This is a genomic window from Aromatoleum sp. (genome assembly GCF_032027225.1).
GTDB lineage: Bacteria > Pseudomonadota > Gammaproteobacteria > Burkholderiales > Rhodocyclaceae > Aromatoleum.
Genome location: NZ_JAVSMM010000006.1, coordinates 118,922 through 131,617, shown reverse-complemented (window position 1 = coordinate 131,617; position 12,696 = coordinate 118,922). Strand labels below are relative to the sequence as shown.

At 67.5% G+C, this 12,696-nt stretch carries 17 protein-coding genes; 13 read left to right on the top strand and 4 right to left on the bottom strand.

Annotation, left to right across the window (positions count from 1 at the left end; all coding sequences use genetic code 11):
• The first annotated feature begins 120 nt into the window (after positions 1-120).
• The 9 genes from ROZ37_RS09135 (at position 121) to ROZ37_RS09095 (ending at position 6,176) form a co-directional block, all read left to right on the top strand.
• Positions 121-909, top strand: coding sequence for an enoyl-CoA hydratase/isomerase family protein (locus ROZ37_RS09135; RefSeq protein WP_312659009.1), 789 nt, complete (start codon positions 121-123; stop codon positions 907-909).
• A 99-nt stretch (positions 910-1,008) separates the two neighbouring features.
• On the top strand, positions 1,009-1,221 hold the full coding sequence (locus ROZ37_RS09130; protein WP_312659008.1) for a DUF1289 domain-containing protein: 213 nt from the start codon (positions 1,009-1,011) through the stop codon (positions 1,219-1,221).
• Positions 1,218-1,400 carry a DUF1289 domain-containing protein gene (locus ROZ37_RS09125; protein ID WP_312659007.1) on the top strand — a complete coding sequence of 61 codons (183 nt, stop codon included), beginning with the start codon at positions 1,218-1,220 and terminating at the stop codon, positions 1,398-1,400. Before ROZ37_RS09130 ends, ROZ37_RS09125 begins: the two co-directional genes overlap by 4 nt.
• On the top strand, positions 1,397-2,317 hold the full coding sequence (locus ROZ37_RS09120) for an MBL fold metallo-hydrolase (protein ID WP_312659006.1): 921 nt from the start codon (positions 1,397-1,399) through the stop codon (positions 2,315-2,317). The genes ROZ37_RS09125 and ROZ37_RS09120 overlap by 4 nt, the downstream gene beginning before the upstream one ends.
• A 90-nt stretch (positions 2,318-2,407) precedes the next feature.
• Positions 2,408-3,289, top strand: a complete 882-nt coding sequence (gene rapZ / locus ROZ37_RS09115) for an RNase adapter RapZ (protein ID WP_312659005.1) — start codon at positions 2,408-2,410, stop codon at positions 3,287-3,289.
• The gene (locus ROZ37_RS09110) at positions 3,286-3,678 is read left to right on the top strand and encodes a NusG domain II-containing protein (protein ID WP_312659004.1); all 393 of its coding nucleotides are present in this window, start codon (positions 3,286-3,288) and stop codon (positions 3,676-3,678) included. Before rapZ ends, ROZ37_RS09110 begins: the two co-directional genes overlap by 4 nt.
• Entirely contained in the window at positions 3,659-4,237 is a 579-nt protein-coding gene (locus ROZ37_RS09105) for a Gx transporter family protein (RefSeq protein ID WP_312659003.1), read from the top strand. Before ROZ37_RS09110 ends, ROZ37_RS09105 begins: the two co-directional genes overlap by 20 nt.
• Positions 4,238-4,569: 332 nt before the next feature.
• Positions 4,570-5,553 (top strand): MDR family oxidoreductase, encoded by a 984-nt coding sequence (locus tag ROZ37_RS09100; RefSeq protein ID WP_312659002.1) that lies wholly within the window; start codon positions 4,570-4,572, stop codon positions 5,551-5,553.
• A 41-nt stretch (positions 5,554-5,594) separates the two neighbouring features.
• Positions 5,595-6,176, top strand: coding sequence for a peroxidase-related enzyme (locus ROZ37_RS09095; protein ID WP_312659001.1), 582 nt, complete (start codon positions 5,595-5,597; stop codon positions 6,174-6,176).
• A 58-nt stretch (positions 6,177-6,234) separates the two neighbouring features.
• Here ROZ37_RS09095 and ruvC read toward each other — a convergent pair whose 3' ends face one another.
• Complete coding sequence (ruvC, locus tag ROZ37_RS09090; protein WP_312659000.1) at positions 6,235-6,801, bottom strand: crossover junction endodeoxyribonuclease RuvC; 567 nt, start codon at positions 6,799-6,801, stop codon at positions 6,235-6,237.
• Between the two features lie 120 nt (positions 6,802-6,921).
• Between ruvC and ROZ37_RS09085 the strand changes: the two genes are divergently transcribed.
• Positions 6,922-7,098, top strand: a complete 177-nt coding sequence (locus tag ROZ37_RS09085; protein ID WP_312658999.1) for a hypothetical protein — start codon at positions 6,922-6,924, stop codon at positions 7,096-7,098.
• Positions 7,099-7,271: 173 nt separating this feature from the next.
• Positions 7,272-8,195 carry a hypothetical protein gene (locus tag ROZ37_RS09080; protein WP_312658998.1) on the top strand — a complete coding sequence of 308 codons (924 nt, stop codon included), beginning with the start codon at positions 7,272-7,274 and terminating at the stop codon, positions 8,193-8,195.
• A 25-nt stretch (positions 8,196-8,220) separates the two neighbouring features.
• On the opposite strand, the gene ROZ37_RS09075 is transcribed toward ROZ37_RS09080, so the two are convergent.
• Together ROZ37_RS09075 and ROZ37_RS09070 are read right to left on the bottom strand one after the other, a co-directional pair.
• A complete protein-coding gene (locus ROZ37_RS09075; RefSeq protein ID WP_312658997.1) occupies positions 8,221-9,105 on the bottom strand; it encodes a DMT family transporter in 885 nt (294 codons plus the stop codon).
• 139 nt (positions 9,106-9,244) lie between these two features.
• Positions 9,245-9,970: a YebC/PmpR family DNA-binding transcriptional regulator gene (locus tag ROZ37_RS09070; protein ID WP_312658996.1), complete on the bottom strand. Its 726-nt coding sequence runs from the start codon at positions 9,968-9,970 to the stop codon at positions 9,245-9,247.
• A gap of 569 nt (positions 9,971-10,539) precedes the next feature.
• On the opposite strand from ROZ37_RS09070, the gene ROZ37_RS09065 reads away from it, so the two are divergent.
• Positions 10,540-11,157 carry a hypothetical protein gene (locus tag ROZ37_RS09065; protein ID WP_312658995.1) on the top strand — a complete coding sequence of 206 codons (618 nt, stop codon included), beginning with the start codon at positions 10,540-10,542 and terminating at the stop codon, positions 11,155-11,157.
• Positions 11,158-11,423: 266 nt separating this feature from the next.
• On the opposite strand, the gene ROZ37_RS09060 is transcribed toward ROZ37_RS09065, so the two are convergent.
• Entirely contained in the window at positions 11,424-11,717 is a 294-nt protein-coding gene (locus tag ROZ37_RS09060; protein ID WP_312658994.1) for a helix-hairpin-helix domain-containing protein, read from the bottom strand.
• 227 nt (positions 11,718-11,944) lie between these two features.
• Between ROZ37_RS09060 and rquA the strand changes: the two genes are divergently transcribed.
• Positions 11,945-12,664 carry a rhodoquinone biosynthesis methyltransferase RquA gene (rquA, locus tag ROZ37_RS09055; protein WP_312658992.1) on the top strand — a complete coding sequence of 240 codons (720 nt, stop codon included), beginning with the start codon at positions 11,945-11,947 and terminating at the stop codon, positions 12,662-12,664.
• Positions 12,665-12,696 lie beyond the last annotated feature (32 nt).

Sequence of the window (12,696 nt, the reverse complement as noted above, 5' to 3'; positions counted from 1 at the left end):
CGCCCTAACGTCGGTCGCGAGTTGTTATTTCGTATTCCGGGAACAGGGCCGCGTAGAGCCCTGGCGGTGACGGCGCGTCGTGCGCCGCGCGTCGAACAGAACAACACAGGAGACGAAGAAATGTACGAAACCCTCGAAATCGTCGTCGAGCACGGCGTCGCGACCGTGTGGATGAACCGGCCGGACGTGCATAACGCCTTCAACGCGCAGTTGATCGCCGACATCACCGCCGCGTGCCGCGCGCTCGACGCGGACGACGCAGTGCGTGTGGTCGTGCTCGCCGGACGGGGAAAAAGCTTTTCGGCCGGCGCCGACCTGAACTGGATGAAGGCTGCGGGCGAGGCGAGCGTCGAGGAGAACCTCGCCGACGCACGCAAGCTCGCCGGAATGCTGCGCACGCTCGCCGAGATGCGCAAGCCGACGATCGCGCGCGTGCAGGGTGCGGCGCTTGGCGGCGGCATGGGGCTCGCGAGCGCCTGCGACATCTGCGTGGCGTCCGACAAGGCGGTGTTCGCGACTTCCGAAGTGAAATTCGGCATCATCCCTTCGGCGATCAGTCCCTACGTGATCCGGGCGATCGGCGAACGCCAGTCCTGCCGCTATTTCCAGACGGCCGAGCGGATCGACGCTTCTAGCGCGAAGGAAGTCGGCCTCGCGCACGAAGTCACCGCCGCCGAGCAACTCGACGCGAAGATCGCCGAGGTCGTCGCCGCGCTACTCGCCGGCGGGCCGAAGGCACAGGCGGCGGCGAAGGACCTGATCCGGGCCGTCGCGAACCGTCCGGTCGACGACGCAGTCGTCGAGGACACCTCGCGCCGCATCGCCGACCTGCGGGTTACGCCGGAAGCGAAGGAGGGCCTCGACGCCTTCCTCGCGAAGCGTCCGGCAGCGTGGGTGCCGCAGCGCTGAGTCGCCTCCCGCGCGCAGCGCGCGTGCCTCCGGGCGGAACCCGCTGCAACGACAACGGCCCAACAACGACAACCACAACACGATTCCCCCCGACGAGAAATGAGCGTTCCTTCCCCTTGCATCAATGTCTGCCGGATGACGGCCGACACCGGCCTCTGTGAAGGCTGTTTCCGGACCCTCGATGAAATCGCTGGATGGAGCCGGCAGGACGACCACGGCAAGCGCCGCATCCTGTCGGTGATCGCGACACGGCGCGAAGCTGCACGCCGAGTCGGCACGACGGATCGAACATCGCCGGAGGTTTTCCGATGAACGATGCGTTGTGCGTCGGCGTCTGCATGATCGATTGGGATTCGGGCGTGTGTCTCGGCTGCGGCCGCACTGCGGAGGAGATCGAAGGCGTGCCCGCCGCACCGCCGCTGCCAGCGGCGCCGCAACCCGCGCTGCTGCCGCCGAATGTCGTCGCGCTGGTCGGGGAGGGCACGGAATGAGCAAGGTCTCGTTGCCGCCGGGCGTGCAGGTGCTCGAACGCGGCTGGCTGTCCGCGAACAACGTCGTGCTGTTCGACGGCGAGCGCGACGCGACGCTGATCGACAGCGGCTACGTCAGTCACGCGCCGCAGACGGTCGCGCTGGTGCGCGAGGCGCTCGACGGCCGACAACTGCGGCGGCTGATCAACACCCACTCGCACTCGGACCACATCGGCGGCAACGCCGCACTGCAGCGCGAGTTCGACTGCACGATCTCGGTGCCGGCCGGTATCGCCGAGGCGGTCGCGACGTGGGACGAGGCGGCGCTGCTGCTCAGTACCGCCGAGCAACTCGGCGAGCGCTTTCGCGCGGACGACGTCGTGTGCGCCGGCGACACGCTGGAGATGGCGAATCTGGAATGGCAGGCGCTGCCGGCGCCGGGGCACGACATGGACGCGCTGGTGTTCTACAGCGCCGACCGGCGGACGCTGATTTCGGGCGATGCGTTGTGGCGCGACGGCTTCGGAATCCTGTTCGCCGACGTGCTCGGCAGCGGCGACGGCATAGGCGCGGCGCGTCGCACGCTCGAAGCGATCGCACGCCTGCCGATCGACGTCGTGATTCCGGGCCACGGTGCGCCCTTCGTCGAAGTCGACGACGCGCTGGCGCGCGCGTTCGCCCGGCTGCGCGCGTTCGAAGAGGACGGCGCCCGCATGGCGCGTAACGCGATCCGCGCGTGCATGACGTTTTCGCTGCTCGACACCCGCAGCATCGCGCTCGATGCGGTCGCGGAGCAGCTCGCGCGCGTGCCGCTGTATCGCGAGGCGAACGAACGCTTCCTCGGCATGACGTTCGACGCGCTCGCCGACTGGCTCGTCGCGGAACTCCTCCGTGCCGGCGTCGTGCGGCGCGACGGCGACCGGCTCGTCGCGGCCTGAGCGCCGCCGCGGACCTTCGGCCGCCCGTCCGGCGCTGGCGATCGCCTACGACTTTCGCCATAATCGTCGCGAAATGCGGAGTGATTCGTCATGCAGATCGTGCTGATCAGTGGGGTTTCCGGGTCCGGCAAGAGCATCGGGCTGAAGGTGCTGGAGGACGCTGATTATTTTGCGGTCGACAATCTGCCGGCGACGCTGCTGCCGGAACTGATCATCGATCTCCAGGCGGCCGGCTACCGCCGGGTAGCCGTCGCCGTGGACGTCCGCTCCGGAACCAGCATCGCGGCACTGCCGCAGCAGGTCGAGCGGCTGCGCGGGATCACGTCGGACCTGCGCGTGATCTTTCTGGACGCCCGCGACGACACGCTGATCGCACGCTTTTCGGAGACGCGGCGTACCCATCCGCTCGCGGACGAGGAGGTCACGCTCGCCGAGGCGATCCACAAGGAGCGCGATGCGCTCGCCGGCATCGCCGAACTCGGCCATCACATCGACACGAGCGACCTGCAGCCGAACACGCTGCGCACGTGGATCAAGGACTTCCTCGAGATCGAACCGACCGAGGGCCTCACGCTGATGTTCCAGTCGTTCGGGTTCAAGTACGGGATTCCGCTCGATGCCGACCTCGTGTTCGACGTGCGCTGCCTGCCGAACCCGCATTACGACCCGGTCCTGCGCCCCTTCACCGGCCGCGACGCCTGCGTGATCGAGTTTCTCGAAAGCGTTCCCGAGGTGGGCCAGATGTGCGAGGACATCCGGCGCTTCGTCGCGAACTGGCTGCCGGCCTATGCGCGCGACAACCGCAGCTACCTCACCGTTGCGATCGGCTGCACAGGAGGCCAGCACCGCTCCGTATATATCGCCGAATGGCTCGGCGCGCGTTTCCGCGACGAGGTTCGCGTGCTCGTCCGCCACCGCTCGGCCGCGCGCCGTATCCTCGATCAGGGCGCGGCGGCTGCGAGCGGAAAGTGAATCGCGGGCGCGTCGCCGAATGGGCGGCGCTGCTGCGGCCGGGCGATTTCGCGACCCTCGTCGCCGCGGTCGCCGTCTGCGTCCTGGCCGCGCTGCTGCTGTGGCGCGGCGGCGCGCCGGACAAGGCGATCGTCCGCGCCGGCGGCAAGGTGGTGGGCCAGTACGGTCTCGCGCGCGCGCAGGTCGTCGAGGTGCCGGGCCCGCTCGGCGTCACGCGGATCGAGATCGAGCCGGGCCGTGCGCGCGTCGCCGCCGACCCCGGGCCGCGCCAGTATTGCGTCCGACAGGGCTGGCTGACTCGGGCGGGTTCGGTCGCAATCTGCGCGCCGAATGAAGTCAGCCTCAGCTTGAGCGGCGGCACGGCGGACTATGACTCCCTCAACTATTGAGATCCATCCGACCGCCGACGACCGGCGCATCGCTCGCCTCGCGACCGCGGCGATCGTGCTGACGGTCGCCGAGGCCGCGATCCCGCTGCCGCTGCCCGGCGTCAAGCCCGGGCTGGGGAACATCGTGATCCTGATCGTGCTGATGCGCTGGGGCTGGCGCGACGCGGTGTGGGTCGCGCTGTTGCGCGTGTTCGCGAGCAATCTGCTGCTCGGCCAGCTGTTCGCGCCGGGATTCTTCCTCAGCCTCGCCGGCTCGCTGACGAGCCTCGCTGCGCTCGGCGTCTCGATGCACCTGCCGCGGCGTTGGTTCGGCCCGGTCAGTCTGAGCGTGTTCGCGGCGTTCGCGCACATCGGCGGCCAGCTCGTGCTCGCGCGGCTATGGCTCGTGCCGCATGACGGGGTGTTCTACCTCGTCCCGGTCTTCGCCGCGGCGGCGACGCTGTTCGGCCTCGTCAATGGCCTGGTCGCCGCCCGCTTGCTGCGCGACGGCGTTCCACCGAGCGCAGGTACGCCGGAGGCTTCGCGCGCAGCGGGAGCGGCTTCGCCTGCGCGCGACTGAACAGCGCCCGTGACCGCGATCAGGGTCGGTCGGCGACGCACGTGCCGGTCGAGGTTGCGCCCGGAAACGGATCGCTGCAGTGGCAGGAAACGTTCGTGCCCATCGGCCTGCACGGGCGACCTGGTGGGCTCGCTGCTTGCTGGCGTGAGCACCGCAACGGCGGCGAGGCGCCAGCCGATGTGCTGTTCGGGTTGGTGGCGTCGTATTCGGGGCGATCGGCAAAGTCCCGTCCTGTGCGCGGCCCCGCGTGCCCCCGCGCCCGGTCGTGCCGTTCGCCGAAATCATTCCTGCCGACTTGTTGCGCCGGTCGGCGCTTCACCTCAGGAGGCAACATGTTCAAGGCTGTGCTGATCGAAAAGGACGATGCGGGCTACCGGGCGACGCTGACCGACGTCGATGACGCACGCTTGCCCGAGGGCGACGTGACGGTGCGCGTCGCGTACTCGACGCTGAATTACAAGGACGGCCTCGCGATCACCGGCAAGGGCCCGGTCGTGCGCAAGTTCCCGATGGTCCCGGGCATCGACCTCGTCGGCACGGTCGAGGAGACTTCGAACGCCGCGCACAAGGTCGGCGACACCGTCGTGCTCAATGGCTGGGGTGTCGGCGAAGGACATTGGGGCGGCCTCGCGCAGAAGGCGCGCGTGAATGCCGAATGGCTCGTGCCCTTGCCCGCCGCGTTTTCGCCGAAGCAGGCGATGGCGATCGGCACCGCGGGATATACCGCCATGCTGTGCGTGATGCGGCTCGAGCAGCTCGGCGTGACCCCCGCGCACGGCGAGGTCCTCGTCACCGGCGCCAACGGCGGCGTCGGCAGCGTCGCCGTGGCCTTGCTCGCGAGGCTCGGGTATCGCGTCGTTGCGTCGACCGGCCGCCCGAACGAGGTCGAATATCTGAAGGCGCTCGGCGCCGCCGAGATCGTCGATCGCGCGCAGTTCTCGACGTCCGGCAAACCGCTGACGAAGGAGCGCTGGGCGGGCGCGGTCGACACCGTCGGCAGCCACACGCTCGCGAACGTCTGCGCCGGGATGAAATACCGCGGGGTCGTCGCCGCGTGCGGGCTCGCGCAAGGCATGGATTTTCCGGCCACCGTCGCGCCCTTCATCCTGCGCGGCGTCACGCTCGCCGGCATCGACAGCGTCTATTGTCCGCGCGAGGAGCGGATCGAGGCCTGGCAGCGCCTTGCGCGCGACCTCGATCCTCAGCACCTCGATCTGATCTCGCACGAAGTCGGCCTCTCCGACGTGATCCGGCTCGCCGGCGAACTGCTTGCAGGACAGGTCCGGGGGCGCTTGATCGTGAACGTCGATCACTGACCGATAATCGAAGTCTCGTTGAACGAAAAGGGAGAAAAAACATGAGCGAACGCCCGATCAGCCGCTTCCCGGTGCCGGAGTTGAAGGACCTGCCCGAAGACGTCCGCGCGAAGATCCTCGCGGTTCAGGAGAAGGCCGGCTTCGTGCCGAACGTGTTCCTCACGCTCGCGCACCGGCCGGCGGAGTTCCGCGCGTTCTTCGCCTACCACGATGCGCTGATGGAAAAGGACGAAGGGCTGACGAAGGCGGAGCGCGAGATGATCGTCGTCGCGACCTCGGGCGCGAACGGTTGCCTCTACTGCGTCGTCGCGCACGGCGCGATCCTGCGCATCCGTGCGAAGAGCCCGCGCGTGGCCGACCAGGTCGCGACGAACTACCGCAAGGCCGAGATCACGCCGCGCCAGCGCGCGATGCTCGACTTCGCGATGCAGGTCTCGCTCGACTCGGCGACGGTCGACGACGCCGACTTCGCCGCGCTGCGCGAGCATGGCTTCACCGACGATGCGATCTGGGACATCGGTGCGATCGCGGCGTTCTTCGCGATGAGCAACCGCCTCGCGAACGTCTCGAGCATGCGCCCGAACGACGAGTTCTTCCTGATGGGGCGCGTGCCGAAAGCTTGAGCGAGCAGAGGCCGCGCGTGGCGCTGCCGCGCGCGGGAGCGGGCAGCCGGGACGCCCCTCAGCCGGCGTCGGGCGCGACGAGGATACGACCGGCCCGGCGACGGCTTCCGAGGGCCGCGAGCGTGCCGGACAAGCCCTGTCCGCCGTGCGCGTGGCAGATCGCGCAGGCGAGCGCGTCGGCCGCGTCGGCGCTCGGGCTGCCGTCCAGTTCGAGCAGGCGCTGCACCATGTGTTGCACCTGCTCCTTCGCCGCCTTGCCGTAGCCGACGACTGCCTGCTTGACCTGCAGTGCGGTGTATTCATGCACCGGCAGGTCCAGCGACACCGCGCCGCAGATCACCGCGCCGCGCGCCTGGCCGAGCAGCAGCGTCGATTGCGGGTTGACGTTGACGAACACTTTCTCGATCGCGACCTGGTCGGGCGTGTAGGCGGCCGCCACCTCGCGCACACCGTCGAGCAGCGTCTTCAAGCGGCCGGGCAATTCGCCGTCGCGCGTGCGGATGCAGCCGCTCGCGACGTAGCGTAGTTGGGTGCCGAGCTTGTCGACGACGCCGAAGCCGGTGATGCGCAGCCCCGGATCGAGTCCGAGAATGCGGGTGGCGACGACGGTCGAGGCGGCTTTCATGTCCCGCATTCTAATCGGCCGTCGCATGCTTCGCCGCGTTTCGCTCGCAGCGGCGCGGCTCGGTCGGTCGCAACGAACACGATCGGTCGCATCGCGGCCGTCGAACGAGGAGAAGGGCAAATGGAAGCGCGGGAGGGATGCGTCTACGTCATTGAACTGTGCAGCGGCGAGCACCGCCGCTGGCGTTTTCTCGGAGTCGATCCCCGCGGGGTGGTGTCCTGGCGCGACGAGGAGACCGGCCGTGTGTTTTCGGAAGCGAGTGTGATGTATGCGTGGAGGATCGTCGCGGAAGAATGATTCGCTCAGCGTGAACTCCGACCATTATCCAAGTATGGGTATTGAGATAAACTTGTGACATATCAGGACGGATGCTGGGGGTGCGATCGGCACTCCGGCCGTACCCGCCCGGGCGACCTGACGGGTGCCGTCGCCGCCACCGGATTCCTGTTGTCACGAGAAGGGGAGTCATCATGTCGAAGAAATCGAAACGCGCGATTTACGCGCTCCTGCTCGCCGGGGCGGGAATCCTCCCTTGCTGGGAGGCGCTTGCAGACGTCTCCTCCAGCCGGGTCGCCGCGGTGAGCGCGGCGCGCCAGCGCGATGACTTCGCACGCCTGTTCGACAGCGCGAAGGGCCTCAATGAGGCGCTCAAGCGGGTCAGCAAGCAGAACAAGGTCGACAACGACGCGGTGATCCGCGCCGGCGAATTGAAGATGGACGCTGCGAAAGCGGCGCTCGCGGAAGGCCGGCTCGCCGACGCGAGGGTGCTGCTCGATGACGCCTATCTCGGCAGCAAGCTCGCGATCATCGAACTGATGCAGCAGCACCTTGGAACTTCTGCGCTCGCGCCGCGCGGGGAGCCGGCCGGACCGGACGAGCGCAACGGCTACGTGGCGCGAATGGAGTCGACGAAGACGCTGCGCGACGCGCTGGTGCGGGTGGCCGGCGAAAAGAGCGACGAAACCGCCCGCGCGGAGGTCGGCGTGATCGACCGGCTGCTGCGGCAGGCCGACGGTCTGGTCGCCGAACAGCAGGTGAGGCGCGGGCGCGCGGTCCTCGACCATGCGTACCTGCGCGCGAAGGTCCAACTCGAACGGCTGCGGGGCGGTGAGACGCTCGTCCGCGCGCTGCAGTTCGACACTCCGCAGGACGAGTACCGTTACGAGCTGGATCGCAACGAAAGCTACAGGATGCTCGTGCCCTTGCTCGTGCCTCCGGGCGGACCGAACGAGTCCGGGATGAAAGCGCACCTGCTGCGCGCCGGCAAGTTGCGTGAGGATGCGGACTCGATGGCGGGCCACGGCAACGTCGAAGCCGCGATCCGGATCATCGAGGAGTCTTCAGGCGAGTACCAGGAGGCGATCCGCACGGCCGGCGTGCTGCTACCTGGCTGAGGCCGCCGCCGCGCAGATTCCCGTATCAGGTCTTCCGTGCGAGCCAGACGCCGGCGACGGCGACGATCATGCCGACGAGCGCGAGCCCGGTCAGCGTTTCTCCGAACAGGAGCCACGCCATCAGCGCGGTCGTCGGCGGCGTGAGATAGAACAGGCTCGCGACATTCACCGCGCTGCCGCTGCGGATCAGCAGGTTCAGCAGGCTGATCGCGCCGAGCGAGAGCACCAGCACGAGCCACAGCAGTGCGAATACGAAATCCTCGGTCCAGTCGATCTGCATCGTCTCGCTGCGGCTCGCGACGAACGCGGTCAGCAGCAGGCTGGGCACGAACTGTACGACCGACCCGGTGCGCAGGTCGAAGCTCGGGCAGAAGCGCTTCTGATACAGGGTTCCGACGGTGATGCCGGCAAGTGCTGCGAGCGCGGGCGCGAGCATCCAGCCGAGTTCGCCGGCAGAGCCCGAGCCGACTGTTAGCTTGTTGCTGACGACCAGCGTGACGCCGGCGAAGCCGAGCGCGAGGCCGGCCCACTGGCGCGCCGCGACGCGTTCGCCGAGCAGCCAGCCGGCACCGAGCGCGGTCAGCAGCGGCTGCATGCCGACGACGAGCGCGGTGACGCCGGCCGGCAGGCCGCGGTGGATCGCGACGAAAACGCCGCCGAGATATGTCGCATGCACGAGCAGTCCGGTGACGCCGATATGCATGAATTGCCGCCAGTCCGTCGGCCAGCGTGCCCGGGTTGCGAGCGCGAGCAGACTCATCAGCGTGATCACGAGCACGTAGCGGGTCGACAGAAAGGTCAGTGGCTCGGCATACGGCAGGCCGAATTTCGCACCGATGAAACCGGTGCTCCACAGGAGCACGAACAGCAACGGGGCGGCGGCAGTGAGGCGTGAGGGCAGGGGCGGCATCGGCGTGTCGTCGCGTGGGAGGCTCGGGCGGATAGAGAGTGTGCCCCCGATCTTACGACGCCTGATTAGTTCGAGGTCAAACTGTTTCGCACAAAAAAGCCGCCTCGCGGGCGGCTTTTCGTGCGGTGGACCAACGCTCTCAGTCGCCCATAACCGCCGACGTGTAAACCTCCTGCACGTCGTCGAGCGACTCGAGCGCGTCGAGCAGCTTCTGCATGCGCTCGGCGTCGTCGCCGGACAGCTCGGTCTCGTTCTGCGGCTTCATCGTCACTTCGCCGAATTCCGCCTTGTGTCCGGCTTTCTCCAGCGCGTCCTTGACGTTCGAGTACTCGTAGGGCGCGGTCAGGATTTCGATCGAGCCGTCGTCGTTCGTGACGACGTCCTCGGCGCCGGCTTCGAGCGCCGCTTCCATCAGCACATCCTCGTCCGTGCCCGGCGCAAACAGCAGCACGCCGCAGTGCTTGAACTGGAACGCGACGCAGCCGTCGGTACCCATGTTGCCGCCGTACTTCGAGAACGCATGCCGCACGTCGGCGACGGTGCGCGTCTTGTTGTCGGTGAGGCAGTCGACCATCACCGCGGCCCCGGCGATGCCGTAGCCCTCGTACCGGATTTCCTCGTAGCTCACGCCGTCGAGTTCGCCCGTGCCGCGCTTGATCGCCCGGTCGATGTTCTCGCCCGGCATGTTCTGCGCCTTGGCGTTGTCGACGGCGAGGCGCAGTCGCGGGTTGAAGTTCGGGTCGCCGCCACCCATCCGCGCGGCGACCGTGATCTCCTTGATCAGCTTGGTGAAGACCTTGCCCCGCTTAGCGTCCTGACGACCCTTGCGGTGCTGGATGTTGGCCCATTTCGAATGACCCGCCATAGAATCCCCGATGCTTCCGATGAACGATTGGAAATGCGCGGAATTATACAGGCGCGTCGGGCGGCGCCTCCTATAGGAGTGCATCCGTTCGCGTCCGGCGTCTGGTACATTGGCGGCCTTTTTGTCGATGTCATTGTTCGCGTTGCTCTGCGGCGCGGTCGCTCCGGCGGGGCGTACATCGCCGATTCGTAATGACGAGCACGTTGCCCCTGTCCCTGTTGTCGGCGTTTTGCGCTTTTCGCGGCCCACGCGTCCACGCGAGTGCGGCCCACTTGCGAGTGCGGCGACACGGACCTCCACGGCTGCCAGGTCGGCGGGCCGCTGATGGACGGACCTTCGTGGTAATCCGGGACGGAGCCGCGCAGCCTTCGCCCCGTTTTCGCACCGGGCGAAGGCTGAGAACGACGAGCGAGTCGGCGCGATTTCCTTTGATCGCATGATGCCGCACGCGCCGCGTCTCGCGTTTACCGTCTCCGCACGTTCCAGACTTCGCGCAAGTCCCACGGCCGCGGACGCGCATCGTTGTGCGGTCGATCGGATCCTGAATCCGGTCCAGGAGGAAATTCGACTTGTATTCTGACGCCGACCCATTGGGATCTTTCGTGCCGGAGCGGGTATTTCTATTCAGCGGGCACCGGATCGACGCGCGCGATCGACGCACACCGCGCTTTCCGCCGCAGAGCGAAGCGATCGCTGCCGTCGGCATCGGTGCGGCGCTCGACGCGTGGGGCGCGAGGCCGGGCGACCTTGCGTTGGCCCAAGGCGCCAGCGGCGGAGACCTGCTGTTTCTCGAAGCGTGTCTCGCGCGCGGGTTGCGGCTGCTCATGCTGCTGCCGTTCGGCGAATCGGAGTTCATCGAAACGTCGATCCTGCCGTCGGCCGACGGCAGGCACTGGCGCGAGCGCTATTACGCGCTGAAGTCGCGGCTCGCCGTCCCGCCGCGGGTCATGCCCGCCGACCTCGAACTGCCCGCGTGCCTCGGCGTTCCCGAAGACGCGGGCCCTTATGAACGTTGCAACCTGTGGCTGCTGCACACCGCATTGACGTGGGGCGCCGACAAGCTGCACTTCTTGTGTGTGTGGAATGGCGGCGGCGCCGACGGCGCGGGCGGTACTGCGCACTTGTACGGCGAGGCGCGGCGGCGACACGCGCGGGTGACCTGGCTCGACACGCGCTCGCTGTGGTGAACCGTGGCGCGTGCTGGCGACGTCTACTTCCCCAATCGCTAGCAACCGTTTGCACTGATCGCGTCGATCACCGCAAGGCATCGACCAGCGCCCCCGAACCGGACCGGTGGCGACGTCCTCTCTCGCTGACGGAACGGAGCCGCACGTGGCACTAGCGCACGAAACGGAACAGTGCGAGCCGTGCCTTACGCTCGTCGTCCTGCACGACAAGCGGAAATCTCCGCGGATGGCGGGGCCCCTGCGCGGCCCCGCCCGAGTCCCCTCCCTTACTTCGCCTTCGCTTTCGCTACGGGCTTCTTCGCTGCGCTGACGGTGACCTGATCGCGCAGCTGATTCACCGATTTGTCGCCGATGCCCGAGACTTTCGTCAGATCGTCGACGCTCGCGAAGGGCCCGTTCGCCGTCCGGTATTCCACGATCGCCTTGGCTCGTGCGGGGCCGATTCCCTTTACTTCTTCAAGTGCTGTGGCATCGGCGGTGTTGATATCGACCGGAGCGGCGAGTGCCGCCAGCGGCGAAAGGGCAACGGCGAAAACCAGCGAACGAAGCAGTTTGATCACGTTGATGTCTCCGAAGATGGATGCCATATGGCGACAGCATTTTCACGAAGGTCGTCCGGAAATGTCAATAGCATTTGTTTGCAACCGCCTCGCTCGAGATCACGGGCCGCGATGCGAAAGCACGGCTGTCCATCGCCGACGCAAAGCCGGACGGAATGGCGCCTCAGCGGGAAGTATTTACGTACCGCCGATCCGGTAGCTGCGCTATGCTCGCCGGCATGGAACCGATGCCCCGTGACCCTGCGCTCCGCGCCGCACCGCAGCCGATGTCCGACGACGTCGGAATCCCGAAATACCTCAGCAGGACTTACACCTGGGCCTATCTGGACCCCCGGACCTTGCGCTTCCTGGACCGGCCGGTGGTGGTCTCCGCGATCCTGTGGGGAAACGCGAATCGCCTGATGCGCAGTGCGGTCGCGGAATTTTCCGGCGGGCAGCGCGTGCTGCAGGCGGCGTGTGTTTACGGCGCGTTTTCGCGGATGCTTGCGGAGCGGATCGGCGCCTCCGGCACGCTTGAAATCGTCGATGTCGCGGCATTGCAGATCGCCAACGCGCGGCGAAAGCTCGCCGGGCTGGCCCACGTGGCGCTGCGCCAGGCGGACCTGTCGTTGCCGGGCTGTCTCCGCGCGGAAACTCATGACGCTGTTTGCTGCTTCTTCCTGCTGCACGAGATCCCGGAGGAGGAACGCCGAAGGGCCGTGGACCATCTGCTCGCTGCGGTCCGGCCGGGCGGAAAAATCGTGTTCGTCGACTACCATCGCCCGCGGCGCTGGCATCCGCTGCGACCGGTGATGGCGGCGGTATTCCGGTGGCTCGAGCCCTACGCGCCGTCGCTGTTCGAGCGCAGCATCGAGTCGCGTTCTCCGCGCGCAGCGGACTTCGAATGGAAAAAGACCACCTGTTTCGGTGGTCTATATCAGAAACTCGTCGGCGTGCGCCGCGCCTGAAGCGCGGGCGCATGCGTCCGACCGGCAAGGCC

Excerpts from the sequence above, each read along its gene's own strand:
- ROZ37_RS09135 (WP_312659009.1), top strand. The coding sequence starts at position 121 with ATGTACGAAACCCTCGAAATCGTCGTCGAGCACGGCGTCGCGACCGTG.
- ROZ37_RS09130 (WP_312659008.1), top strand. The coding sequence starts at position 1,009 with ATGAGCGTTCCTTCCCCTTGCATCAATGTCTGCCGGATGACGGCCGAC.
- ROZ37_RS09125 (WP_312659007.1), top strand. The coding sequence starts at position 1,218 with ATGAACGATGCGTTGTGCGTCGGCGTCTGCATGATCGATTGGGATTCG.
- ROZ37_RS09120 (WP_312659006.1), top strand. The coding sequence starts at position 1,397 with ATGAGCAAGGTCTCGTTGCCGCCGGGCGTGCAGGTGCTCGAACGCGGC.
- rapZ (WP_312659005.1), top strand. The coding sequence starts at position 2,408 with ATGCAGATCGTGCTGATCAGTGGGGTTTCCGGGTCCGGCAAGAGCATC.
- ROZ37_RS09105 (WP_312659003.1), top strand. The coding sequence starts at position 3,659 with ATGACTCCCTCAACTATTGAGATCCATCCGACCGCCGACGACCGGCGC.
- ROZ37_RS09100 (WP_312659002.1), top strand. The coding sequence starts at position 4,570 with ATGTTCAAGGCTGTGCTGATCGAAAAGGACGATGCGGGCTACCGGGCG.
- ROZ37_RS09095 (WP_312659001.1), top strand. The coding sequence starts at position 5,595 with ATGAGCGAACGCCCGATCAGCCGCTTCCCGGTGCCGGAGTTGAAGGAC.
- ruvC (WP_312659000.1), bottom strand. The coding sequence starts at position 6,801 with ATGAAAGCCGCCTCGACCGTCGTCGCCACCCGCATTCTCGGACTCGAT.
- ROZ37_RS09085 (WP_312658999.1), top strand. The coding sequence starts at position 6,922 with ATGGAAGCGCGGGAGGGATGCGTCTACGTCATTGAACTGTGCAGCGGC.
- ROZ37_RS09080 (WP_312658998.1), top strand. The coding sequence starts at position 7,272 with ATGTCGAAGAAATCGAAACGCGCGATTTACGCGCTCCTGCTCGCCGGG.
- ROZ37_RS09075 (WP_312658997.1), bottom strand. The coding sequence starts at position 9,105 with ATGCCGCCCCTGCCCTCACGCCTCACTGCCGCCGCCCCGTTGCTGTTC.
- ROZ37_RS09070 (WP_312658996.1), bottom strand. The coding sequence starts at position 9,970 with ATGGCGGGTCATTCGAAATGGGCCAACATCCAGCACCGCAAGGGTCGT.
- rquA (WP_312658992.1), top strand. The coding sequence starts at position 11,945 with ATGCCCCGTGACCCTGCGCTCCGCGCCGCACCGCAGCCGATGTCCGAC.